26 protein-coding genes and 1 tRNA gene are annotated in these 21,211 nt (G+C 69.8%); 10 read left to right on the top strand and 17 right to left on the bottom strand.

The genetic code is table 11. The annotated features are described in order from the left end of the window. Positions 1-118: 118 nt before the first annotated feature. The 10 genes from KSE_RS20760 to KSE_RS20720 form a co-directional block, all read right to left on the bottom strand. Entirely contained in the window at positions 119-604 is a 486-nt protein-coding gene (locus KSE_RS20760) for a hypothetical protein (protein WP_014137298.1), read from the bottom strand. After that, positions 601-927 (bottom strand): ribbon-helix-helix protein, CopG family, encoded by a 327-nt coding sequence (locus KSE_RS20755; protein ID WP_033260310.1) that lies wholly within the window; start codon positions 925-927, stop codon positions 601-603. Before KSE_RS20755 ends, KSE_RS20760 begins: the two co-directional genes overlap by 4 nt. An 82-nt stretch (positions 928-1,009) precedes the next feature. Beyond that, positions 1,010-2,311 (bottom strand): Lsr2 family DNA-binding protein, encoded by a 1,302-nt coding sequence (locus tag KSE_RS20750; RefSeq protein ID WP_033260311.1) that lies wholly within the window; start codon positions 2,309-2,311, stop codon positions 1,010-1,012. A 69-nt stretch (positions 2,312-2,380) separates the two neighbouring features. After that, positions 2,381-3,253 (bottom strand): IS3 family transposase, encoded by an 873-nt coding sequence (locus KSE_RS41365; RefSeq protein ID WP_014136338.1) that lies wholly within the window; start codon positions 3,251-3,253, stop codon positions 2,381-2,383. After that, on the bottom strand, positions 3,250-3,549 hold the full coding sequence (locus KSE_RS20740) for an IS3 family transposase (RefSeq protein ID WP_014137296.1): 300 nt from the start codon (positions 3,547-3,549) through the stop codon (positions 3,250-3,252). Before KSE_RS20740 ends, KSE_RS41365 begins: the two co-directional genes overlap by 4 nt. A gap of 44 nt (positions 3,550-3,593) precedes the next feature. Beyond that, the gene (locus tag KSE_RS20735; RefSeq protein ID WP_148283134.1) at positions 3,594-4,349 is read right to left on the bottom strand and encodes a hypothetical protein; all 756 of its coding nucleotides are present in this window, start codon (positions 4,347-4,349) and stop codon (positions 3,594-3,596) included. Positions 4,350-4,738: 389 nt separating this feature from the next. Continuing rightward, positions 4,739-5,929, bottom strand: coding sequence for an IS701 family transposase (locus tag KSE_RS20730; protein WP_014133607.1), 1,191 nt, complete (start codon positions 5,927-5,929; stop codon positions 4,739-4,741). 391 nt (positions 5,930-6,320) lie between these two features. Then, positions 6,321-6,677 (bottom strand): integrase core domain-containing protein, encoded by a 357-nt coding sequence (locus KSE_RS43860; RefSeq protein WP_197540714.1) that lies wholly within the window; start codon positions 6,675-6,677, stop codon positions 6,321-6,323. Further along, the gene (locus KSE_RS43855) at positions 6,674-7,267 is read right to left on the bottom strand and encodes an IS3 family transposase (RefSeq protein ID WP_014137294.1); all 594 of its coding nucleotides are present in this window, start codon (positions 7,265-7,267) and stop codon (positions 6,674-6,676) included. Before KSE_RS43855 ends, KSE_RS43860 begins: the two co-directional genes overlap by 4 nt. Further along, positions 7,264-7,578 carry a helix-turn-helix domain-containing protein gene (locus KSE_RS20720; RefSeq protein WP_014137293.1) on the bottom strand — a complete coding sequence of 105 codons (315 nt, stop codon included), beginning with the start codon at positions 7,576-7,578 and terminating at the stop codon, positions 7,264-7,266. Before KSE_RS20720 ends, KSE_RS43855 begins: the two co-directional genes overlap by 4 nt. Before the next feature lie 581 nt (positions 7,579-8,159). On the opposite strand from KSE_RS20720, the gene KSE_RS42255 reads away from it, so the two are divergent. Beyond that, entirely contained in the window at positions 8,160-9,230 is a 1,071-nt protein-coding gene (locus KSE_RS42255; protein WP_148283133.1) for a hypothetical protein, read from the top strand. Positions 9,231-9,333: 103 nt separating this feature from the next. Here the strand turns inward: KSE_RS42255 and KSE_RS20715 are convergent, their stop codons facing one another. Together KSE_RS20715 and KSE_RS20710 are read right to left on the bottom strand one after the other, a co-directional pair. Continuing rightward, positions 9,334-9,750 (bottom strand): NUDIX hydrolase, encoded by a 417-nt coding sequence (locus tag KSE_RS20715; protein ID WP_014137292.1) that lies wholly within the window; start codon positions 9,748-9,750, stop codon positions 9,334-9,336. Beyond that, entirely contained in the window at positions 9,743-10,390 is a 648-nt protein-coding gene (locus tag KSE_RS20710; RefSeq protein ID WP_014137291.1) for an NUDIX hydrolase, read from the bottom strand. The genes KSE_RS20715 and KSE_RS20710 overlap by 8 nt, the downstream gene beginning before the upstream one ends. 404 nt (positions 10,391-10,794) lie before the next feature. Here KSE_RS20710 and KSE_RS20705 point away from each other — a divergent pair, with 404 nt between their 5' ends. From KSE_RS20705 to KSE_RS20675, 7 genes are all read left to right on the top strand, one after another. Further along, entirely contained in the window at positions 10,795-11,304 is a 510-nt protein-coding gene (locus KSE_RS20705) for a nucleoside-diphosphate kinase (protein WP_014137290.1), read from the top strand. Between the two features lie 82 nt (positions 11,305-11,386). Next, entirely contained in the window at positions 11,387-11,686 is a 300-nt protein-coding gene (locus KSE_RS20700; RefSeq protein WP_014137289.1) for a hypothetical protein, read from the top strand. Positions 11,687-11,837: 151 nt separating this feature from the next. Continuing rightward, positions 11,838-12,416 carry a hypothetical protein gene (locus KSE_RS20695; RefSeq protein WP_033260366.1) on the top strand — a complete coding sequence of 193 codons (579 nt, stop codon included), beginning with the start codon at positions 11,838-11,840 and terminating at the stop codon, positions 12,414-12,416. 41 nt (positions 12,417-12,457) lie between these two features. Continuing rightward, positions 12,458-13,219, top strand: coding sequence for a hypothetical protein (locus tag KSE_RS20690; RefSeq protein ID WP_033260367.1), 762 nt, complete (start codon positions 12,458-12,460; stop codon positions 13,217-13,219). A 4-nt stretch (positions 13,220-13,223) separates the two neighbouring features. After that, positions 13,224-14,627: a hypothetical protein gene (locus tag KSE_RS20685; RefSeq protein ID WP_014137286.1), complete on the top strand. Its 1,404-nt coding sequence runs from the start codon at positions 13,224-13,226 to the stop codon at positions 14,625-14,627. A gap of 43 nt (positions 14,628-14,670) precedes the next feature. Further along, positions 14,671-15,411, top strand: coding sequence for a class I SAM-dependent methyltransferase (locus KSE_RS20680; protein ID WP_014137285.1), 741 nt, complete (start codon positions 14,671-14,673; stop codon positions 15,409-15,411). A 68-nt stretch (positions 15,412-15,479) separates the two neighbouring features. Further along, complete coding sequence (locus KSE_RS20675; protein WP_014137284.1) at positions 15,480-15,686, top strand: hypothetical protein; 207 nt, start codon at positions 15,480-15,482, stop codon at positions 15,684-15,686. Between the two features lie 286 nt (positions 15,687-15,972). On the opposite strand, the gene KSE_RS42915 is transcribed toward KSE_RS20675, so the two are convergent. The 4 genes from KSE_RS42915 to KSE_RS20655 all read right to left on the bottom strand — a co-directional run bounded on the left by KSE_RS42915 (position 15,973) and on the right by KSE_RS20655 (position 18,082). Further along, complete coding sequence (locus KSE_RS42915; RefSeq protein WP_157850112.1) at positions 15,973-16,140, bottom strand: hypothetical protein; 168 nt, start codon at positions 16,138-16,140, stop codon at positions 15,973-15,975. Positions 16,141-16,385: 245 nt separating this feature from the next. After that, a tRNA-Lys gene (locus KSE_RS20665) sits at positions 16,386-16,458 on the bottom strand. A 122-nt stretch (positions 16,459-16,580) separates the two neighbouring features. After that, positions 16,581-17,264, bottom strand: coding sequence for a nucleotidyltransferase domain-containing protein (locus tag KSE_RS20660; RefSeq protein WP_014137282.1), 684 nt, complete (start codon positions 17,262-17,264; stop codon positions 16,581-16,583). Between the two features lie 197 nt (positions 17,265-17,461). Next, a complete protein-coding gene (locus KSE_RS20655; RefSeq protein WP_014137281.1) occupies positions 17,462-18,082 on the bottom strand; it encodes a transglutaminase-like domain-containing protein in 621 nt (206 codons plus the stop codon). A 108-nt stretch (positions 18,083-18,190) separates the two neighbouring features. On the opposite strand from KSE_RS20655, the gene KSE_RS20650 reads away from it, so the two are divergent. Both KSE_RS20650 and KSE_RS20645 read left to right on the top strand, forming a co-directional pair. Continuing rightward, positions 18,191-18,955, top strand: a complete 765-nt coding sequence (locus KSE_RS20650) for an SDR family oxidoreductase (protein ID WP_014137280.1) — start codon at positions 18,191-18,193, stop codon at positions 18,953-18,955. A gap of 173 nt (positions 18,956-19,128) precedes the next feature. After that, positions 19,129-19,845: a tyrosine-protein phosphatase gene (locus tag KSE_RS20645; RefSeq protein ID WP_033259424.1), complete on the top strand. Its 717-nt coding sequence runs from the start codon at positions 19,129-19,131 to the stop codon at positions 19,843-19,845. Between the two features lie 26 nt (positions 19,846-19,871). On the opposite strand, the gene KSE_RS20640 is transcribed toward KSE_RS20645, so the two are convergent. Further along, complete coding sequence (locus KSE_RS20640; protein WP_014137278.1) at positions 19,872-21,104, bottom strand: low temperature requirement protein A; 1,233 nt, start codon at positions 21,102-21,104, stop codon at positions 19,872-19,874. Positions 21,105-21,211 lie beyond the last annotated feature (107 nt).

The following is a 21,211-nucleotide window of genomic DNA, read 5'->3' as shown; positions in this document are numbered from 1 at the left end:
CGGCGACCGACGTCCGCTCACACATCGGCAAGCGCGCGCAGGCTCCTGGGGCCACCGGTGACGCGGCCAGGCGAAGGGCCCGCCGCGTTTCCCTCCGCCCTTCTGGTCCGAACTCGGATCAGATCTGGACCACATGGACGTCCTGGGCGTCCAACGCCTTCAGGTAAGCCGTGAGGTCATCCGGGTCACTGGTGAAAACAACGGCGCTGCCGTGTCGGGCCGCAGTCAGCGCGACCAAGGCATCCACGGCGTCCGGGCGCTTCTTCGGAGGCAACTCGGCCACGGCGAGCGCGCTACCGATGCGCTGCCACTCCGCCAGATCCGGCCCGGTCGCACACATGATGCATACCGTCTGGCCGGCAGTAGTGGGGCGCATCGCCAGGGCCGAGCTGCGCGCCTGGGGCACCGTGCAGTCCTTGAGGACCGCGGCCATGGCGTGCACAGTGGCGGGACTGGGTCGCCACACCTGGGCCAGCACCGGGCCGAGCACGACCGCGCGATGCGGTGTGTCCTTGAGGCCGGCGTGCAGCCGTACAGCCTTGGGCTTTCGGTCGGCGAGCGCGATCAGCATGCCGGTGTCGTAGACCGGCACCCGCGTGGTCACGCGGCGTTGCCCGGCCGGGCCGCAGGAGCGTCCGCACCATAGATGAGCTCCATGGCCTCCGCGACCTCCCGGCGCTCATCCTCCGTCAGGTCCTCATCGGCGACATCAGGCAGCGGAGGCAGTTCGGCGGCCTCCGCCTCCGCCGCGGCGATCACCGCGTCGATCCGCGCGAACTGCGCCTCAGCGGCTTCCGCCTCGGCCATCTGCCGGGTAGCGGCGTTGACGAGATAAGCCGAAACATCCAGACCCGCGCGCTCGGCATGCTCCCGAATGCGCTCGGCGTGATCGCTGTCGAGACTGATGCTGATCCTGGTCTTGGCCATGCCCTCACCATATTACGCGTATTACGTCACGCCAAGCGCTTTCCGCTCGACGATCGCCACCGGACCGCCCACCCCGGCGGCGTCAGTCGCCCGTCAGACCGTGGGCTCGCTGGTACTCCTTGATCAACCCGCTGGACAGCCGCCCGCGCTCGCTGATCACCCGCCCCTGGCTCTTGGCCCACTTCCGGACCAGCCTCGAATCCACACCCTCGGCCACCGTTACGGCCACGGTCCCGCCTGCCGCCTCCCGCTCCTGTGGCTCTGACACGGGGACGGACTGCGGGGACGGCCGGGGCGGGTCCGTGATAGCCCCTCCCGCAGTGGTACCCGCACCACCAGCGGCGTCGATCACTGCGGCCAGCGCCCGCAGCCGAGCGGCGACCAGGGCCGGCGGCACCGTGACGACGTGATCGCCGTGGTTCTGCGCGACCGCGGCCACGAACGGCGACGCCATGAACTCCAGAGCTTCCTCGATCTCCTGCCGCTCCAGCGGCGTCTCCAAGGCCCCCTTGGTCTCCCGCCAGATGTCGCGCACCCCGAGCGCACCGGCATTGTGCTCGATGTCGGCAGGATCGTTCCCGCTCCGCCACAAGGCGAGCAACACCTGACTCAGCGCGTCCTGTCGCCGTTCCGCCGCCTGCCAGACCGGTTCGAACCCGCTCGCGTCCGTCACGGTCACCAGTCCGGAGATCTCGTGCGGTGCCAACGGGGTGCGGCCGTGACGCAGCACGGCGTCCGCGAGCTGCTCCGCAGTGAGCAGAGCGACTCCGTCCTGGGCCGCTTCTCGCTGCACCCGGGTGTCGAAGCGGGGCCCGACCAACAGGGTGTGCTGCGCTCCGTGGCGGGCCCGGTGCTCACCCAGCCGCAGGAACTTGACGTCCTGGTCTGTGACCAGCCCCGCTCCGTCCGTCTTGACCTCAACCGCAACCCGCAGCCGGTCGGTCGGCGACCGCCACAAATCGATGACCACATCGGTCTTCTTCGGCCCGCCATGAGCCTCGACCTCCAACCCGAGCGTGCGGAAGGCCCTGGCAACCGCCCGCTCGAACCGCTGGTGGTCCGTACTGTCCGTGGCCGCCCGGACGATCTCGGCGGCCAGCAGCTCACGCCAGTTCGGGACGTCGACGACGCTCTCCGTCGTCCGCGGCGGCCCGGGGTGCTCCCCGGCCGCTCCGCCCGCCGGATCGGTGCCGTCCGACGGATCAAGCAGCGGGAGCGTCCGGACCAGCGCGGTCCCCAACTCGGTCCTCCGGATGACCAGTCCGATCCGCTCCGCCAACCCGGTCTCCAGCAACAGTGCGATGCGACGCGTCGTCTCCTCCCGGGTGAGATGCACACCGGGGTAGCGGCGAGCCAACAGGTCCACAAGCTCAGCGGCCTTCACCTCGCCAGTGATCGCATCCAGGGTCTCCCTGAGCTTGCTCCGCTTTGACGGACACCCGCGGTGTGGTGATCAGGCCGCGAGGACGGTCTCGTACTCGGCGGGACTGCGGTAGCCGAGGCTGCTGTGCAGCCTGCGAATGTTGTACCAGGCTTCGATCCACTCGAAGATCGCGCTGTGGGCAGCGGATCGGCTGGGCCAGGGCCGGTCGCCGATCAGCTCCCGTTTGATGGTGGCGAAGAAGGACTCGGCGAGTGCGTTGTCCCAGCACTGGCCGGTCCGGCCGACTGACAGCTGAATGTTGAACTTGCCTGCCAGATCGGCGAATTCACGACCGGTGTATTGGCAGCCGCGATCCGAGTGGAAGACCACCGGCCCGTTCGGGTGCCGCTGGTGGCAGGCGGCTCGCAGGGCGTCGGCGACGAGTTCGGTCCGCAGATGGTCGGCTGTGGCCCAGCCGACCACGCGGCGGGAGGCGATGTCGATGACGGTGGCGAGGTAGAGCCAGCCCTCGTCGGTCGGGATGTAGGTGATGTCGCCGCACCACCGTGCATCGAGGGCGGTCGGGTCGGGTTGGAAGTCCCGCAGGACCAGGTCCGGCCGCAGGGCAGCACGCGGATCGGGGATGGTGGTGCGTTGCTGCCGTCGGCGGTGCCGGCCCTGCAGTCCGGCCTGCCGCATTAGCCGGGCGACCCTTCGGCGGCCGCACCGCTCGCCGCCGCGTTGGAGTGCGGCATGTATCCGAGGGGCACCGTAGCTGCCGCGCGAGGTCGCGTGGACCTCCGTGATCCTCTCGGTCAGCTCGACGTCCCGGACCGCGCGCGGGCCGGGGGTGACGGTGCGGCGGGCGTAGAAGGCGGCACGGGAGACCTTGAGCAGCTCGCACGCCCGTTTGACGTTGTGACCTGCCTGCTTCTCCGCCTCGATGAACGGGTGCACCGTCACCGGGTCTCCTTCGCGAAGAAAGCCGTGGCGCGCTTGAGGATGTCGACGTCCTCCCGCAGACGGCGGTTCTCCCGCCGCAGCCTCGCCAGTTCCTCGCGCTCGTCGCTGGTCAGGCCATCGCGCTGGCCAGCGTCGACCTCCGCCTGCTTGATCCAGTCACGCACCGCGGTCTCGGTCAGATCGAAGTCCTTGGCGACCTGGCCGACCGAACGGTCGCCGCGTCGGCACAGCTCGACGATCTCGGCCTTGAACTCCGGCGTGAACGAGCGGCGAGGGCGCGGCTTCTTCTTCCCCATGCTCTCCATGATGGACATCATCCTTCCGGGGCCGAAGCCCCTGATCAGGAGTGTCCGTCAAAGCGGATCAAGCCCACCCCCACCAACGCGACCTTCATGTGCAGCAACCGGATGAGGTCCAGCGCTTCGCCCGAAGCCAGACAACTCGCACCGAGGTCACTCGCGGCGAACGCGTCAGCCCCCACCTGAGTCAGAAATCCCAATGCCCGCAGGGTCTGCAGGGTCTGCTCCGCAGACGACTCCGAAACACCGAACTCCTCAACGCAGAAGGCCGTGAAACCGTCCCGGTCGATCTCGGGAACGGCCGCGTTCACCAGGCGGCTGATCCCCTCCACTCGCCACCCACCCGCGACGTACCCCGTGGGAATTTTCCGCTCCCGCAGCGCCACCTGGTCGAGACCCTCCAGACCGACCGCCAACAAGGCAGTTGGCGCTGGGAGTTCGAGATCCGTCGCCGAGCCCTTGCGACGGTGCGGCAGATCCTCCGGCTTCGCCGACTCCAGGAACGGCAGGAACTGCCGGCCCCGTTCGGTCAGAACGATCCTGCCGTTGCTCCAGAACTCGACCAGCCCGGCCGCCCGGAGCCAGTACACACGTCGGCGCACCTGATCGAGCGATTCCCAGCCGAGGCCGTACTGCTCGACCGCCACCTTGTTCAACTCGACGTGGGTCTTGCCTTCTCCGACACCGGCGAGCGCCTCCCCGATGAACCTCACGTTCGCGTGGAGCACCCCGATCAGGTAGAGCTCGTCACCGGTGGCAAGGAAGTGACGGGCTGCCTCCGTGAGTCCCAGCCGCATCGGACGCCCCTCGCGGACCACGAGCCCACAGGTACCCATGAGGTGCATCACCTTGCGTAGTTGGGTCGGAGTGTCCGCCCCCGGCCAGGTGAAGGACCGGTCGTAGCCGGAGTCCCTCGCAATGTCCTCCAAGAGCGCCCTGAGATTCCTGATGATCTCCGTCGGGCCGCCCGGCACATGCGGTGCGCCTCCGGCGCGAGCCGGCCACGGAAGGACCTTCGGAAACTAGTACTGCAACAGTGCTTACCCTGACGAGGCTTCAGCTCTTGGGCTGTGGCCTCGTCTCTTGTAATGGCTGGTCCGGGCCTGTTGTTGGCGTCTGCGGCGCCATCGGGACCAGTGCAGGACGTGGCCTATGCTGCGGCGGACAGGCCGGGTGAGCTGCGTGATCAGCCGGCGGATCTCGGGGAGGGTGAGGGGTACCAGGTCTGGCGTTCGAGCGGGTCCGGCCCCTTTTCGAGCTGCTGGGCCCGCACGACGGTGAGGTAGGCGTGGGCGGCCATGGCCAGGGTGATGTGCCGGTACCAGCCCGGGTGGCGGCGGACCTGGTAGTCGTCGAGGCCGCACTGGCCTTTCGCGGTCTGGAAGCACTCCTCGATCGCCCAACGGGCGCCCGCGACGGCGATCAACTCGTTGAGTGTGGCCTCGGCCGGCGCGTAGGCGATGTAGTAGGCGACCTTCGTGGGATCGCTGATGCTGCGGCGGGCCAGGACCCAGTGCCTGCGGTCAGGACGGTGCCAGGGGCGGACCTCCACGCGAGCCCAGTCGTAGATCCGCAGGCCGTGGGCGCCCTCGCCGCAGGAGCGGCGCTTCCACCTCTGCCGGGGCAGGTCGGCGACCAGGTCGTGCAGCCGATGGTCCATGGCCTGCCAGGTGACGACGGTGTCGTGGCTGGTGGTGGCCATGACGTGGAAGACGTCGGCCTGCTCGAGTTCGTAGCGCCAGCCCTTGCTGTAGCCGTAGCCGGCATCCGCGGTCACCCAGCGGAACGGGATCTTGTCGTCGATCGCGCGGCGGACCATCGCCCGTGCGAGCTGGACCTTGGTGGCGAACTCGACCTCGTCGCCGATCCCGGCCGTTCGGCAGCGCACGCGGTCGTCGGTCCAGGACTTCGGCAGGTAGAGCGCCCGGTCGATCAACGTCCGGCCCAGCTCGCTGGAGTAGGCGAGGAAGACTCCGACCTGGCAGTTCTCGGTCCGCCCCGCGGTGCCGGAGTACTGCCGCTGGACGCCGGCTGACCGCACGCCCTTCTTCAGGAAGCCGGTGTCGTCCACGATCAGCACGCCGCAGGGATCCGCCAGGTGCTCGACGACGTACTCGCGCACGTCGTCGAGCACCCCGTCCGCGTCCCAGTCGATGCGGTTCAGCAGCCTCTGGATCCGGTCCGGCCCGCCATGGCCGGCCTCCTCCGCCACCGTCCAGCCGTTCTTGCGCTCCAACGGCGCCAGCAGGCCCCGCATGTAGGCCAGTGCCGACTCGCGCGACTCGCTCCGCGCGAACCGGTGAGCAAACCGCTCGTGCAGGTCGGCCAGCCCGTCCGACCAGCGACGAGCATCGACCTCGGATATGTCTCCACCCATGAACCGCCCAACGAGCGAACCCAACAACCGTCACGGTAAGCACCGTTGCAGTACTAGCCCGGAGTCATTTGCTGCCCTGAATTCACTGGCTGTCCTCATGATTCACACGATCACCAGCACCATCGGAGGTGCTTTCACTGGCACAGGATGCGCGATGGACAGCATCAATCAGCCTAGAAGTCCGAGATTCAATGAACCATGAAAGAAAGTGATCACGGAAGAACGGATCCGGCTCCTCCCCGCAAGCCACGGCCGGCCCGAAACCACAGCGGCACCCCGACGCTTCGGCCAGCCGGGGTGCCGCACTACGGACGGGGGCCGAGCCCCTTCGTCGCAGGTGGGCCGCCAGGGGTTCGAACCCTGAACCTACGGATTAAAAGTCTGTCCCGCGTCAAGCAGTTGGCAGGTTTTCGGGTTCGGGAAAATTGGGGACGAGCGGGTCCGCGGCGCCGGTGTGGACGTCGTGGGGCCGGTTCCAGGCCAGGGCCTCGTGCGGTCGGACGGTGTTGTAGTCGCGCCGGTAGTCCTCGGCGTGCCGGACCAGATCGAGGGCGTCGGGGATCTCCTCGAGGAACAGCTTCTCGTACTTGAGCGAGCCGAAGCCGCGCTCACGTGAGCCGTTCTGCCCGGGCGTACGGACCCGGGTGCGGACGTGCCGCAACTCCGGTCGGGTGGCGATGAACGCCTCGATGCGGAAGGAGCGGAACGGTCCGCCGTTGTCGGTCACGATGGTGACCAGCGGCTTCACGGTCCCGCCCGCGTCGCGCGGGGCGAACTCGGCCAGTGGCTTCCCGGCCAGCAACTCCGTTCCCTCAAGACGAGTTCAATCGCAGCGACGGCGTCGTGCTGGTTCGCGGTGGGCGACACGTGCCGGCCGAGCTCGTACTTCGACCAGTAGTCCCGGCAGCCCGCGAGCCGCCAGGTCCCGCCCGAGGCGGTCTCGAACGCGGAGAAGTCCAGCTGCCAGACCTGGTTCGGGCCGGTCGGCTCGGTCGCGAAGGCGGCCTTGCGGCGGGCGGCGAGCTGGCGCCGTTCGCGCTGGTAGTTCGCCTCCAGCAGCAGGCCCTCGTCCCGCAGCAGTCGCAACACGGTCGCCTGGGAGACGCAGTGGCCGTCCCAGCGGCACATCGCCCACACCTTGCGGTGGCCCCAGGCCGGATGCGCGAGCGCGTGCCGGCGGGCGGTCTCCCGGACGCCCTCGCGGGCCGGACGCGGCCACGACCCTCTGGTAGGCGCGCCCTGGCGGGCACGGGCCTGGTGACGGCGCCAGGCCCGCTCGGGCACGCCGATCAGCCGACAGAACCTCGCGGTCGGCATGCCCGCCTCGGCGCGGATCACCTCGAGGTCCTCGAAAGGCCCAACCGGCCCTCCGCGGACTTCTTCCACACCCGCAGCTCGACTGCCGCCTCACCCAGCGCCTGGGTCAAGTCGGCGACCTGGGATTCGAGTTGCCGTTCCCGGGTGCCGGGGCCGGACTTGCCCGCGAGGCCGGCCCGGCCGGACTCCAGGAACCGGCGCTTCCACGTCCCGATCGACTGCCCCGACACCTTCGCCCGCCGCGCGGCCTCGGCGACGGTCATCTCACCGGCCAGGATCGACAGCACGATCCGGACCTTCTCCTCCGGCGGCAGTGCCGGTGGCCTCACCATGATCGATCAGACTCCTTCACGCAGCAGGACCCGCAACAAACGAGCCCTGCCACAAAGTCTGACGCGCGACACTCCCACCCAATCTCCGTGCTGCACTCGCCTGTTATAGGCCGTTCAGCTCCGAATGGCTGTGATCAAGGCAGCCACGGCCGCGATCAGACCAGCGCAGGAGGTCATCAGCATGACCAGGCGACTGAAGCCCGAGGGAGTGTTGCCACTCGGCTCCTGGCCGGACTCCGGGCCGGATGAACTTTCAAGATCCATATGAGCCTCTCCAATGAAACGCCGCAGGTCTGCCTGTAAGCCCTCTTCCGAGGCGTCCCAGCCCGACCAGCTGCCTACTTTGCACGGTCTGTCTCTGCCTTTCCATAGGAACCCGTCCGGCTCAGCAAAGGCGACCAGCACGGTAAGATCCGGCAGCATCCGGACAGGGGGACACCACTCCTACCAGGAGCCAGGCATCTGCTCCGGACGATGCCGGACATTCACAGACAGCACTGGACAGTCCAGCGCAGGAGGGGTGATCTATGGATCTGGCTGCCGAACTTCGTCAACTACGAACACATGCTGGATCGCCGTCAGTGCGTGAGATCGAGCGCCTGATCGCTCGCCAAGGACGCAATCGACCGATGGCTCGTTCAACCATCCAGGAGAAGTTCTCAGGCAGAAGCCCGGCAAATTTTACTCAAGTTCTCTCTATCGTTGAGGCCCTGGGGGAGTACGGACGCCTTAACAACTCCCCGCTCCCGCCTGAGGAGATTGATCAGTCTGTATGGCGAGACAGAGTTGTCAGATCGCCATCCCAAGCGGACAAGAAAGAGAATGCAGCCGCAGATCAAACGCCCCAAGAAGGAAGCCGTCTAGAATTCGACTGGGAGCCGCTGCGGCAAGCAGAAATGTTCGATGTTCTGTCGGATCTCGAAGCCTCACGCAGTAACCATCTGGCCGCCTGGCTTCCCGGAGTTCTACGCGAAATGATGAACGCCGGGATGAAAATTTCCAGCTACATTGAGGTTGCATCCCAGGATGAGCCCAGGGGGATAGTTTCGCTAGCAGCCGCCCTGGAAAAGGAATTCCCCCCGGGGCAGCCCTCAGCTTGGGGCGACGACCCGTGGGGCCCTCCCGAGGAGAATGACCTCACCGCACTAGAACTGCTAAGGCTCACCGCCCGTAGGCACGGATCCGGCTCGTCACCTGCGATCGTGGCAGGCATGCGGCGGGCAGGAATTGGTCAATATGTGGACTACTATCTCAATTGCATTGGAGCTTGGCATCTAGCGGGCAATATCGAGAAGGCAGTCGACCACCTGAGGCAGGCCGCACTGCCATCTGACGCAAAAAAGCTCCTTGGCCTAGTCGGGAGCGGAAGACAATTCGACCGCCTCAGCGGAGTAGTGAATCACTTTCAACTAAAAGCAAGGATCGACGACAGGAATCTCATCCTCCGTGGCATCGCCAGCAAGGGTGATAAATATCGCCTGCGTGCGACAGTTGCAGATTTCAAAAAGAAGTCAATGCCCACCGATGCATTGATCGAGGTGATGCGCGGAATCCCATATGGGCGCCATTCTGATTTCGAACAACATCTCCGAGAGGCTGGCCTTGAGGAAATGGCAGCCCTGGTGTCGAAAGCTACAGATCCTCCTTTCTGACGAGGCTAAAATAATCATTCGACTGCATTATTGGAATGCGTGCGAGGGGTACGCTCCGACCGGAGGGATGCGGGTCGTGCACCGAGTTGGACAGCAACCTGGTTCAAAAGGATGCTGACTGCATCTCGGCGTCGAGGTATGCCTGCACCGGCCCGAACAGGCCGTACGGCACAAAATCGACGATCTGGTCGTAAATAATCCATGCCAGCTCGGCCAGCTCCTCGGTGTCGACCACAGTGGCGGTTCCGCTCACCACCTCGCAGGCGGTGTACGACATCTGCCGCCCGGTCTTCGGGTGCACGCGCTCGCCGAGCAGCCGGGTGGCCTTCACGGTCAGGCCGACTTCTTCTGCGGTCTCACGGACGGCCGCCGCCTCCGGCGTTTCGCCGGCCTCGACCTCACCGGCCGGGAACTGCCACGACAGCTCGCCCTCCTTCACCCGGCGCTGGACCATCAGGACGCGGCCGTCCTGCACGATGATGGCGGCGGCGATGCCCGGCTTGTCGGTCTGCTCAGTCATGCTGCGGCTCCTCCAAGGCGGCCAGGATGGGCTGGAAGATCGTATCGGTGGGGATGAAGCGGGTCACCGTGTTTCGCGGAACCCACATCACGTCGGCGTTCTCGGCCGTGTCCTGGTTCTGGGCGACGCCCGCCAGGTACTCGGCGAGGAAGTACTGGCACCACACCCCGGTGGCGGGGTGAAGCCGCCCGCCGAGGTCCTCACCCACCAGGCAGTGGACACCCGTCTCGGCCAGCGTCTCGCGGACGGCCGTCGACGCCGGACTCCTGCCCGGCTTGATGACGCCCGCCGGGAACTGCCAGCGGATGCCGGCGGATTCGTCGTCATGGCGGCAGACGAGCAGCACCTCGGCGCCGCGGACCACCACCGCAACAGCAACTCGCAAGGACTGGGCGGCCTGGGCGCCGGGCTCCGCGATCAGGAGCGCGAATCGCTTCTGCGCGGTGGGCGGAGCGGTCTCCAGTGCCTGGTCGAGTAACTGGTGCATCTCGGTGCGCGGAACCAGCTCGGGGCTCTTGTGCCAGCTGGCCACCGTTCGCAGTCCGATGCCCAGCCGGGCGGCGAACGCTTCGTTGGTATCGCGCAGTGCCTCCTGGAGCTGACAGGCGGACTTGCCCGTCCAGCTCACGACGACGTCCATCTGCTGCCCTCCCGGAAAGCGATACCTGGCCGCACCTCGCGTCTTCGCTTCGGGCGCGGCGGAGTGCTTCGGTCGCGCTGGTCGTGGTGCGGCTGGTCTGCTCGGCTGCTGCACCGCGGATGCACTGCGGCCGCACTGCGACGGCATGGCTCCGGGCCGGCGGCAGCTTCAGACTGGGGTTCGCGACCAAGACCCGCTTCTGCACAGACAGTTGCGGGTTCGGTACTGACTGATTCTAGGCCAGGGCCGATCACCGCATCGAGCGATCGGAAGGACAGGCTGTCCGACCTCTCGGCGGGCCGACCCGACTAATCGAAAACCGCTTCACCGGCGCGGGTAACCTCAGTGCCAGATACATCCGACACATCGTCAAATCACCACTCTGGCAAGGGGAAAGGGAACAAATGACCGAGGAGACCCAGGGGCAGGTCGAGCGCACGCTCGTGCTTCTCAAGCCCGACGCGGTGGCCCGTGGTCTGTCCGGCCGGGTTCTGCAGCGGTTCGAGGACGCCGCACTCAAGATCGTCGGCACGAAGATGAAGTGGATGGACGCCGAGTTCACCCGCAGGCACTACGCGGACCTGGAGGAGCGCCTCGGTTCCGAGGTCTACAACCTGACCGCCACCTTCATGCAGCAGGGCCCGGTCATCGCCTTGGTGCTGGAGGGCTATGACGCGATCGCAACGGTCCGCAAGATCGTGGGCAGCACCTACCCGGACCAGGCTCCGGCCGGCACCATCCGCGGCGACTTCTCCCACATGAGCCGGGGCGCCAGCGTGACCGTCGGCAAGGCGGTCGCCAACCTGATCCACGCCTCCGGCAACCGCGAGGAAGCCGCGCAGGAAGTCGAGCTGTGGTTCGCCAAGGACGAGCTGTTCGACTACAAGACGCTGGCCGAGTCGTACATCTACTGACCCGAAGGCCGTCCGGGCGTCACTCCGAGGACGCCGGCCAAGTTCACCACCACGGAACGACTGGCACGACGAGAGGGCAACGATGACGAGCACGATCCGCCTGGCCTCCCCGGCCGAGCTGGAGGCCGCCTTCCAGCAGGAGCTGGCGACCGACCGCTGGGCCGCGGCCGAGACGGCGTACGCCCTGGCGCTGCGGCTGCGCGACGCCGGCGAGTGGGACACCTCGCGGGAGTGGGTCAAGCAGTGCCTCCAGCTGCTGGACGGCTTCCCGTCCGACACCGAGGAGCAGGTGGCGACCCGGCGCACCGCCGTCGGTGGCGTGCCGCTGCCGAACTACCTGCACCCGGGCGTGGTCCGCGAGCGGTTCGGCGAGCTGGCCTGACGTAGCGGACGGCCGGTGGTGCGGCCGGGAGAGCAGTGACCGGCCGCACCACCGGCGACCAACTGAACACGTGCCCATCCGGGTCGGCCAGGGGGTACCTGATGCCGGCTCGGCCCCATCAGCCATGCCCGAAACAGGGAGGACGACCGCGATGGCCGTCGAGATCGAGATGCGCGCCCGGTTCGACAAGGACACCCACGAGTCGCTGGTGGAGCGGCTGCTCCGCGACGGTGAGGACTTGGGCGAGGACAACAAGAGCATCCACTTCTTCGTGCTGCCGGACCAGCTGCTGAAGGTCACCGACAACCAGTCCGCCGACACCGCCAAGATCACGCTCAAGGACGGCAGGATCGGCCGGGGCACGGCGTTCGGCGAGACCGAGTTCCCGATCGCGCGGGCGGACGTGGCCAAGGCCGTTCAGCTCTTCGCGGCCCTGGGCTTCGAGGACACCCGGCACGAGGCGTTCAACTTCCGCCGCAACTTCCGCTTCGGCGGCGTCGAGATCGCGGTCAAGTGGAGCGAGGCGTGGGGCCACCACGCCGAGTTCGAGGTGCTGCTGCCCGACGGCGCCTCCGACGCCGCCAAGGACGAGGCCGCCGCCCGAATCATCGACACGGCCGCCGAGCTGGGCGTCGCCCTGATGAGCGAGGAGGAGCTGGCCGCCTTCACCGCCGCCTTCGAGGCCGCGGAAGCCGCCCGCAAGGCCGCGCGGTCCGCCGAGATCAGGTAGCGCTCCCAGCCGTCCCGACCACCGAGGGGGTGGGCCGCACCATGAGCACGACCCGCACAGGCAGCCTGGTCGCCCTGGCTGCCCGCAAGGAACTGCCGCTCCACCAGTTCACCGACACCGCCACCGTCGAGTGGATCAAGGCCAACCGGCCGGACTTCCCGTCGGCCTGGCCGCCGCCGCTGCGCACCGGCACCAAGACCCTGGTCGAGTCGGCCGCCGTCCCCGTCCAGTGGCTGGCCGAACCCCGGCTCGCCGACTCGCTCCACGGGCACCGGCACGGCCTGCGGACGGCGGTACTCGCCGCGCTGCTGGCCGACCGGCACGACCTGGACGAGTCCGACACCGCCGCCGCGGTCATCGCGGCAGCCGTGCACGACTGCCAGCGCCACCACGACAAGGACGACCCGGGGCACGGTGGCCGGGCCGCGATCTGGCTGGCCGCCAACGCCGACCTGGTCTGGACGCACTTCGGCCGGACGCCCAACCCCGGCGAGGTCGTCAAGGCCGCCACCGCAACCCGGCTGCACGAGGTGCCGTACGAGGCGTTCAGCGCCGACGACCGCGCCGACCACGCCCGGTTCGCCCGCGTCTGCGACCTGGTGAAGGCCGCGGACGCCCTCGACCGCTACCGGCTGCCGAAGCTCTCCTGGTGGCCGGACGCCCGCCGCGTCCGCGAACCGGCCTTCGAGCAGTTGAAGCCGCTGGCCTTCGACCTCGTCGTCACCTCGGAGGCCGCTTTCCTGGCCGGTGCGTCCAGCATCGAGGCGGTCCGGTTCGCGGTGGCCGAGAAGGGGCTGGTGTAGGGCCGTGGACTTCACGGACTCGTACGAGAGCTGGGCGGACGCGCACACGTTCTTCGGTACCAGCCTCGTCCCGGCGCTGCCCGACCCGGACGACCCGCTCGGCGCCCAGAAGGCCGCCTGGACCGACCGGCTCGCCCTCGGCACCCCCAACGGCCACTTGCTGCGCCACAACGCCCTCTTCGACTCCCTCGCCGCGGGCGGCAAGCTCCACCTGCTGCACGTCACCCACGCCCTGGAGAAGATCAGCCGGGACGGCGTGCTCTACCCGTCAGGGGGCTGCCTGGTCGGCAGCATCTACTGCGCGCCGCTCACCGCGACGGGCAGCGGCTTCCGTCCGCACAACCTCGGCTCCTACGTGCTCACCCGCGAAGCGCCGGCCTTCCTCGCGAAGATCGGGCGGGCGGACCACCGACCCACCCCGCTGGTCTTCGAGTTGGACCTGCCGCCGCAGGCGTACCAAGGGCTCGCCGGGGTGGACTACCTGCGGCTCGGCTCGATCCACCTGGCCATCTACACCCACCTCGAATACCTGCTGTCCAAGAGCGAGCGGCACCAGCTGCGCGAGACGGTGGTGAGCCGGGTGAAGAACTCCACCGCCTTCCTGGCGCTGGCCGCCGCCGTCGCCTACCGGGGCGCGGTCGTCGAACCCGCGGACTTCCTGCGGCAGCTCGACGCGACGATCCCCCGCCTGCCGATCCTCGGCTACCTGTTCTTCGAGGCCCTGTCCGAGTACGTGATGCTGCACTCGACCAGCCCGCGCACGCGGCGGCTGGCCGAACTGGGCGAGTTCAACAACTGGCTCTACAAGGAACTGCTGTTCGCCGTCCCCGGCATGATCGGCCGGTTCGACCTCGCCAAGTTCCACGTGCCCGACCTGGCCGTCACCCTGGCGAAGGTCGACCGCACCCTCGACCCCGCCTCGGCCGCGGCCTACCTCACCGACCGCATCAGCCACCTGGTGGCCGCCCGCCTCTTCACCCCCGGGCAGACCCCGGACCGCTGGCGCCACACCAAGTGGGAGTTCGACGGCCTCGCCGCCCAACTCGGCCCCCTGCTCGGCCACCTGATCCACCGCGAACTGCGCACCTTCGGCCGCTCGCCGGACTTCTACTTCTACTTCGACCAGGTCAAGGCCCTCCAAGCCTGGAACTACTGGAACCACCTCGACATCCCCGCGCCCTTCAACGGCACCATCCCCAAGGGCGAGATCGGCATCAACCCGGCCTACCCGGACCTCCGGTACCGCGTCTGGCGCGCCGAAGCCGACGAGGTCGGCAACCTCCACCCGACCGAGCAGCTCGACCTGACGGTCACCCCGCGCCTGGTGGACCTCCGCTCCACCCTGATGCGCAACAACCAGTGGGCCGCGTCGCCCGCGCTCGCCCGAACCCACCGTCGCACCGGGTGACCTGCCCCGGTCCCACCCCACCCCTGACGAGGAGACGTCTGCCATGTCACCGGACATTCCCGGCATACCGTCCATCGACCTGCTCGGAGAGCAGATCGCGCGAGTGCTCGCCGAGCCGACCACCGGCCACGGCCTGGCCCGCGCGCTGCGTGCCGCGTCCAAGGAAGTCGAGCTGAGCCGCTATCACCGGGCCACCCGGCGCGCCTTTCCCGACGGCCCGGAGGAACGACCGGCCAAGGTCCAGATCGGCGGCGGCAGCCACCAGCTGGACGGCTTCTTCAACATCGACCTGGTACCGCCGGCCGACTTCCTCTGGGACGTGCGCGAGGGCGTCCCGCTGCCGGACGGCACCGTCGAGTTGCTGTTCAACGAGCACTTCCTGGAGCACATCGACTACCCGCGCTCCGCCAAGGGCTTCGCCGCCGAGAGCTTCCGGGTTCTCACCCCGGGCGGCCAGGTCATCACCGGAGTGCCGGACGCCGCACACATGCTCAACCGCTACCCGGCCGCATCGGCCGAGGCCGACGAGACGATCCGGCGCTGGTACTCCAAGCGCAGCTGCCGCGACGACATCAACACCTACCTCGACCTGGTCAACTACGTCTTCCGCGACCAGGACGACGACCCGCACTACACCCCGCACCTGTGGGCCTACGACTTCGAGAAGCTCGCCCAGCTGTTCACCGAGGCCGGCTTCAGCACCGTGAAGCCCTGGACCTTCGACGCCACCCTGGCCAACCCGAAGCGCGAGTGGGCCAGCGTCTACGTCATCGCCACCAAGTAGGCACTCGGCCCCAACCAGCGCGGTGACCCGGTCGCCCCGGGCCACCGCCCCGCCGGGAGGCGTCCGCAATGTCGCAAGTCCCCACCACGCACCACGACCACCTGCTGCTGGCCGACACCCCCAACGCGGCCAGCTGGGCCAGGCGCCACACCCGCGACGTGCTGGAGCGCTGGCAGACACCCTCCGGGCTGATCGACACCGTGCTGCTGGTGGTGTCGGAACTCATCGGCAACGCCGTCCGCACCCGACCGGCACGAAGCAGCCCGAACGGCTGACCTCCAGCCAACTGGCCGAGGTGCAGTTGATCGGCCTGGACCTCCAACTGCGTGGCCGAGCAGTGCTGGTGCAGGTGATGGGGATGCCGCGGGCGTCGAGTTCCCCCTGGGGGACGGCTCGGGCGACGGGGCGGTGGTCGGGACTGGGGTCGGTTAAGTGGTGCCCTTCGACCGGCAACGGGTTCAGCGACACCACAAAACGTACGGCGGCCGGTGGTGTTCCCGGCCGCCGCAGACGACATCAAACCGACATCACAGCAGATGAGTTGGGTAGGCTCCAGGTGGTTCAGGCGGCCTGCTCCCCTGCGCAGAGCTCGGCTTCGCCGACGATGAGGGGGCTGAGCAGCTCGCGGTGGTCGGTGGTGAGGCCGTCGAGGACTTGGAGGGTGTGGAGGCTGTCGGGCTCGCGTGCGAGTTCCCGGAGGACATCCCACCGTTCGACAATGGCGGTCAAGCGCTCCGGGTCGCGCTGGATGGCTGCCTGCCGCTGGCCGAGTTCGCGAGTGGCGGCGTCGAGGACCAGGGCACCCTGGTCCCCCGGGCAAGGTCCCCAAAGGACGCCCCGTCCACCTCCGTGCTCGGCCCTGTCTAGCAGTCCGCTCACGCAGATGCCCCGAGAACACAGCAGCACCCCGACTACTCGAACTAGTCGGGGTGCTGCGCTGCAGGTCAGAGGCGGTATGACCGCCACGTTCCGAGTGGGCCGCCAGGGGTTCGAACCCTGAACCTACGGATTAAAAGTCCGCAGCTCTGCCAATTGAGCTAGCGGCCCGCGGCAGGCGTGGAACCGGGTGGGACAGCGCCTGCCGGGGTGATCCTACCTGGTGCCCCGGCGGTGGTGGCCAGTGGATTACCGGGCGGGTCGCCCGGGTGGGGGTGGGGGCGGGGCGGGGGTCAGGCCGGGGTGCGGGTCGGGGGGAGGTGGGCGGTTCGGACGCGTTGCAGCCAGCTCTCGGCGGGGCGTTCGTCGGGGGTGGTGGGCAGGACGCCGGGGCGGTCGAAGCGGGTCGCGGCGTCGGCGAGCAGGGCTTGGGCGTCCTGGGGGTGGTCGGCGTAGCGCTCGCCGAGGGCGCGGACCCGTTCGGGGTCGGGCAGCCGGGTCTCCAGTCGGCCGGTCTCGTGCAGGGTGACGCCCTGCCGGACCAGCCGGACCAGGTGCCGGGCGTGCTTGGCGGCCTTGGCCCGGCCGGCCGGGTCGGTGCGGTCGCGGGCGGTGAGTTTGCGGAACTGCTGGTCGGCGTAGCCGAGGTAGGCGCGGCGGACCGCCGGGCCGCTCAGGAAGGACTCCCGCAGGCCGATCAGCTCCTCGCCGAGCGGTGTCCGCACCTCGTACAACTCCTCGGGCAGCCAGACCAGTTCGCTGGCCGTCGGGTTGCCGGAGAGGGCGAGCCGGCACCATTTGGCGGCCTCGTGCAGGGTGCGGTCGGGCCCGGTGGTGACGTGCGACTCCGGGGGGCGGTGCAGGCCGTGGAAGGCGGTGGTGGGCGCGGCGAACAGGCCGAGCCGGTCGAGGTCGGAGCCGGCGTGCGCCAGGCCGTACGCGGTGGAGCCGACGATGCCGGAGAGCAGGACGTGCACGGGCGGTCGCCTCCTCGGGCGGGCGCGGTCGCGGACGGGCGCGGTCGCGGACGGAGCGAAACGGAGCGGGACGGAGCACGGGACGGGGACGGGACCGAACGGGTGTGCAGTGTCGCCCGCGCCACCCCGCCCGCGCCAGCGGTTTCCCGGGCGCGGGAGACAGAACCCGGCGTACCGGCCGCCTCCCGGCCCGCCGGCTACCGCACCGGGTCGGGCAGTTCGAGCGGCAGGTAGCCGTAGCCGGTGCTGTTCGGGACGGCCGTGCGCAGGCGTTGCAGCAGTGGTTCCGGTGTGGTCGCGTACACGGTGGCGTAGTGGTGCTCGCCGCGCGCCGGGTCGTTGGCCCAGGCGGGCCGTTCCTCGGCGGGGGTGGTGGCGAAGTGCCCGTCGGCGCCGTTGCGGTTGCCCCGGCCGTCCAGCCGGACCCACCAGCGGCTGCCGGGCAGCAGGAAGCCGTTGAGCCCGTGCAGGACCTCCAGCTTCTGGTAGCAGAGGCCGGCCGGGATGCCGTTGGCGCGCAGCAGCGCGGCCAGCAGGTGCGACTTGCCGTGGCAGATCGCGTTGCCGGCCGCGAGCACGTCGGAGGCCCGGTAGGCGGCCGACCAGCGGCCGACGTCCGCCGAGTGGTCGATCCGGTCCCGGACGTACCCGAAGGCGGCCTCGGCCGTCCGCACCGGGTCCGGGCGGCGCAGTTCGGCGGCGAGCGCGGTGACCGCCGGGTGGTCGTGGTCGATGACCGCGTCGGCGGCGAGGTACGCGGCCGGGTCGTCCGGCCGGTCGGCCCGCAGCGGGCCGTGGGGGGAGGCGGAGAGATCCATCCGCCGATGCTCGGGCCCCGACCGCACGCCCCGCAAAGGGGTTTCGCCCACCGGACCGCGGACCGGCTACGGTCGGGTCCGAACCCCCTCGTGGACGGAGCGAACCCCATGGCACAGGACGACGTACTGGACGACGTACTGGTGGTCACCGGCGGCGGGCGCGGCATCGGCGCGGCCACCGCGCTGCTCGCCGCCGGGCGCGGCTACCGGGTGGCCGTGAACTACCGCAGCGACCGGACCTCGGCCGAGGCCGTGGTGGACCGGATCCGGGCCGCCGGCGGCACCGCGCTGGCCGTCCGCGCGGACGTGTCGCACACCGCCGGGGTGGCCGAGCTGTTCGACACCGTCGACCGCGAACTCGGCGTCCTGACCGCGCTGGTGAACAACGCGGGCACGCTGGAGAAGCAGTGCCGCCTCGACGAGCTCGACGAGGACCGGCTGAACCGGATCTGGGCCGCCAACATCACCGGCCCGTTCCTGTGCGCGGCCGCGGCGGTCCGCCGGATGTCGACCCGGTACGGCGGGCGCGGCGGGGCGATCGTCAACGTCGGCTCGGCGGCGTCCCGGCTCGGCTCGCCGAACGAGTACGTCGACTACGCGGCGTCCAAGGGCGCGCTCGACTCGATGACCACCGGCCTGTCGCTGGAGGTCGCCGCCGAGGGGATCCGGGTCAACGCCGTCCGCCCGGGCCTGATCCACACCGGCATCCACGCGCTCGGCGGCGAGCCCGGCCGGGTCGACCGGGTCGGCCCGAACCTGCCGATGGGACGCGGCGGGCAGCCGGAGGAGATCGCCGAGGCGATCCTGTACCTGCTCTCCCCCGCCGCCTCGTACATCACCGGCGCCTTCCTGGACGCCGCCGGCGGCCGCTGAGGCCCGGCCCCGTAGGGACCGCCGGACGCCCGGCCGCGGAAGGCCCCCTGGACGCCCGGACGCCCGGCCCCGGAAGGACCACCGGACGCCCGGCCGAACAACCGTCCCCCGGCGGATACCGGTTCGGTGAACGCACCGGCCCGGTGTCCACCCCGGCGCCTACCGTGGTCGGCATGACCGAGACCGAGATCGAGACCGAAACCGAGACCGCGTCCAGCCCGTTCCTCGCCGTCCCCGACGTCCCCAACCTCCGCGACGCCGGGGCCGGCGTCTACCGCCCCGGGCTGCTCTACCGCTCGGCCGGCCTGCACCTGCTCACCGACGAGGGCCTGCCGCGCCTCGCCGAGCTCGGCATCCGCACCGTCCTGGACCTGCGCAGCACCCCGGAGGTCGACCGGGCGCCGGACCGGCTGCCGGACGGCGTCGCGTACCTGCACCTGCCGATGCTGCCCGACCCGGCCACCGTCCGGCTGCCCTGGCCCGAGGACCAGGCCGCGCTCTACCCGTTCATGGCCGAGACCGGCGGCGCCGCCCTGGCCGGCGCCGTCCGCGCCCTCGCCACCGGCGCCCCGCTGCTGGTGCACTGCGCCGTCGGCAAGGACCGCACCGGCCTGACCATCGCGGTGCTGCAGACGCTGGCGGGCCTCCCGCTGGAAGCCGTCACCGCCGACTTCCTGCTCTCCAACACCGGCCTCGGCCTCGACCGCGGGCCGGTCCCGTACTACGACCTGGCCGGTGTCGAACGGCTCTCCCGCCCGGTCGAGGCCGCGCACCTGCACTCCGCCCTCGACCGCGCCCGCGCCCTGCACGGCACCCTCGACGCCTACCTCCGCCACCACGGCGCGACCGACGCCGACCTGGCCGCGCTCCGCACCCTGGGACCGGCGTGACGGCCCGTCCGAACGGTCCGGTGCCGTCAGCCCGGTTCCCCCGCCTCGACCACCCCGGCCACCTCACCCACCCCGGCCACGGCGGCCACGGCGCCCGGCAGGCCGCGCACGTCCTCCCGGGCTGACGCACCGGCCGCCGCCGCACCCGTCGCGCGGCGGTGCTCGGCCCGGAAGGCGAGGGCCAGCACGGCGGCGGTGGCGGCGAGTTGGGCGAGCGGGCTGAAGGCGGTGCCGAGCGGGGCGGCGGCCAGGACCAGGGCGGCCGCCAGCAGTCGCAGGCGGCCGGGGCCGAGGTCGAGGGTGCGGCGGACGGCGCTGTTGGCGCACAGGAAGAGCGCGGTGCCGCCGGCCAGGGCGAGCGCCTCGGGGAGGTGGATCGGCGAGGTCGGGTGGGCGGTGGCGGTCTTGGCGCCGGTCGCGAACAGGATCACGCCGAGCAGCAGCGCGTAGTGGCCCAGGTTGTAGACCTTGATCGCGGCCAGGTTGCGCCGGGCGTCGTCCAGCCGGGCCATCGCGTGGACGGCCCGCTCCTCGTCGTCCGAGCCGAAGTACGCCCACCACAGGCCGACGCAGACCGCCAGCGCGAGCATCGCGGCGGCGATCAGCGCCCCGGTGAGCTCGGCGTCGCCGATGCCGACGCCGATCGCGATCACCGACTCGCCGAACGCGACGATCACCACCAGGCCGTGCCGCTCGACGAAGTGGTCGGCGCGCAGTTGGAAGCGCGGCAGGTCGACCAGGTACGGGATGGCCAGCTGGAGTCCGAACGCGGCCGTCCAGAGCAGCAGTTCGGGCCCGCCGCGCAGGTAGCCGCCGGCGATCACCAGGCCGGCCCCGAACAGGTTGAGCGCGCCCATCCGGGCCACCGCCTCCGGCCGCACCCCGGCGGTGGCGAACATCCCGGTGTGCACGGCGATCACCAGCAGGTACGCCCAGCCGAAGGTCTCGCCGCCGCCCTCGAAGGCGCGCGGCACGCTCAGCGCGATCACCAGGAAGCAGCCCATGCCGAGCAGCATCAGCCCCCGCCGCCCGTGGGTGCGCGGCGGCAGCGCGTTGGCCACCCAGATGTAGGCGTCGTACATCCACCAGATCACCGCCAGCATCACCAGGACCCGGGCCAGTCCGCCCGGGGTCAGGTGGTGGGCCAGGCTCGCGGTGAGCTGGGTGACGACGAAGACGAAGACCAGGTCGAAGAAGAGCTCCAGCGGACTTGCCCGCAGCTCCCCGTCCCCCGGCGGTTCAAGCTCTCGATCGGTCATCGCACGAGTATCCCAACCCCCGTTCCCCGCACGGCGGGCGGCTCGTTAGGAGCGTTACGGTGGAGGGGGCGGGAGCGCCCGACCCAGCCCGCCCGTGAACCCCGCCC

The organism is Kitasatospora setae KM-6054, from assembly GCF_000269985.1.
Classification (GTDB): Bacteria; Actinomycetota; Actinomycetes; order Streptomycetales; family Streptomycetaceae; genus Kitasatospora; species Kitasatospora setae.
Note: the sequence above shows the minus strand (reverse complement) of the source record. Positions and strands in the feature narration are given on the sequence as shown.

Excerpts from the sequence above, each read along its gene's own strand:
- KSE_RS20755 (WP_033260310.1), bottom strand. The coding sequence starts at position 927 with ATGGCCAAGACCAGGATCAGCATCAGTCTCGACAGCGATCACGCCGAG.
- KSE_RS20740 (WP_014137296.1), bottom strand. The coding sequence starts at position 3,549 with ATGGGGAAGAAGAAGCCGCGCCCTCGCCGCTCGTTCACGCCGGAGTTC.
- KSE_RS20735 (WP_148283134.1), bottom strand. The coding sequence starts at position 4,349 with ATGCGGCTGGGACTCACGGAGGCAGCCCGTCACTTCCTTGCCACCGGT.
- KSE_RS20730 (WP_014133607.1), bottom strand. The coding sequence starts at position 5,929 with ATGGGTGGAGACATATCCGAGGTCGATGCTCGTCGCTGGTCGGACGGG.
- KSE_RS20720 (WP_014137293.1), bottom strand. The coding sequence starts at position 7,578 with ATGGTGAGGCCACCGGCACTGCCGCCGGAGGAGAAGGTCCGGATCGTG.
- KSE_RS20715 (WP_014137292.1), bottom strand. The coding sequence starts at position 9,750 with ATGACTGAGCAGACCGACAAGCCGGGCATCGCCGCCGCCATCATCGTG.
- KSE_RS20710 (WP_014137291.1), bottom strand. The coding sequence starts at position 10,390 with ATGGACGTCGTCGTGAGCTGGACGGGCAAGTCCGCCTGTCAGCTCCAG.
- KSE_RS20705 (WP_014137290.1), top strand. The coding sequence starts at position 10,795 with ATGACCGAGGAGACCCAGGGGCAGGTCGAGCGCACGCTCGTGCTTCTC.
- KSE_RS20700 (WP_014137289.1), top strand. The coding sequence starts at position 11,387 with ATGACGAGCACGATCCGCCTGGCCTCCCCGGCCGAGCTGGAGGCCGCC.
- KSE_RS20695 (WP_033260366.1), top strand. The coding sequence starts at position 11,838 with ATGGCCGTCGAGATCGAGATGCGCGCCCGGTTCGACAAGGACACCCAC.
- KSE_RS20690 (WP_033260367.1), top strand. The coding sequence starts at position 12,458 with ATGAGCACGACCCGCACAGGCAGCCTGGTCGCCCTGGCTGCCCGCAAG.
- KSE_RS20680 (WP_014137285.1), top strand. The coding sequence starts at position 14,671 with ATGTCACCGGACATTCCCGGCATACCGTCCATCGACCTGCTCGGAGAG.
- KSE_RS20675 (WP_014137284.1), top strand. The coding sequence starts at position 15,480 with ATGTCGCAAGTCCCCACCACGCACCACGACCACCTGCTGCTGGCCGAC.
- KSE_RS20655 (WP_014137281.1), bottom strand. The coding sequence starts at position 18,082 with ATGGATCTCTCCGCCTCCCCCCACGGCCCGCTGCGGGCCGACCGGCCG.
- KSE_RS20650 (WP_014137280.1), top strand. The coding sequence starts at position 18,191 with ATGGCACAGGACGACGTACTGGACGACGTACTGGTGGTCACCGGCGGC.
- KSE_RS20645 (WP_033259424.1), top strand. The coding sequence starts at position 19,129 with ATGACCGAGACCGAGATCGAGACCGAAACCGAGACCGCGTCCAGCCCG.
- KSE_RS20640 (WP_014137278.1), bottom strand. The coding sequence starts at position 21,104 with ATGACCGATCGAGAGCTTGAACCGCCGGGGGACGGGGAGCTGCGGGCA.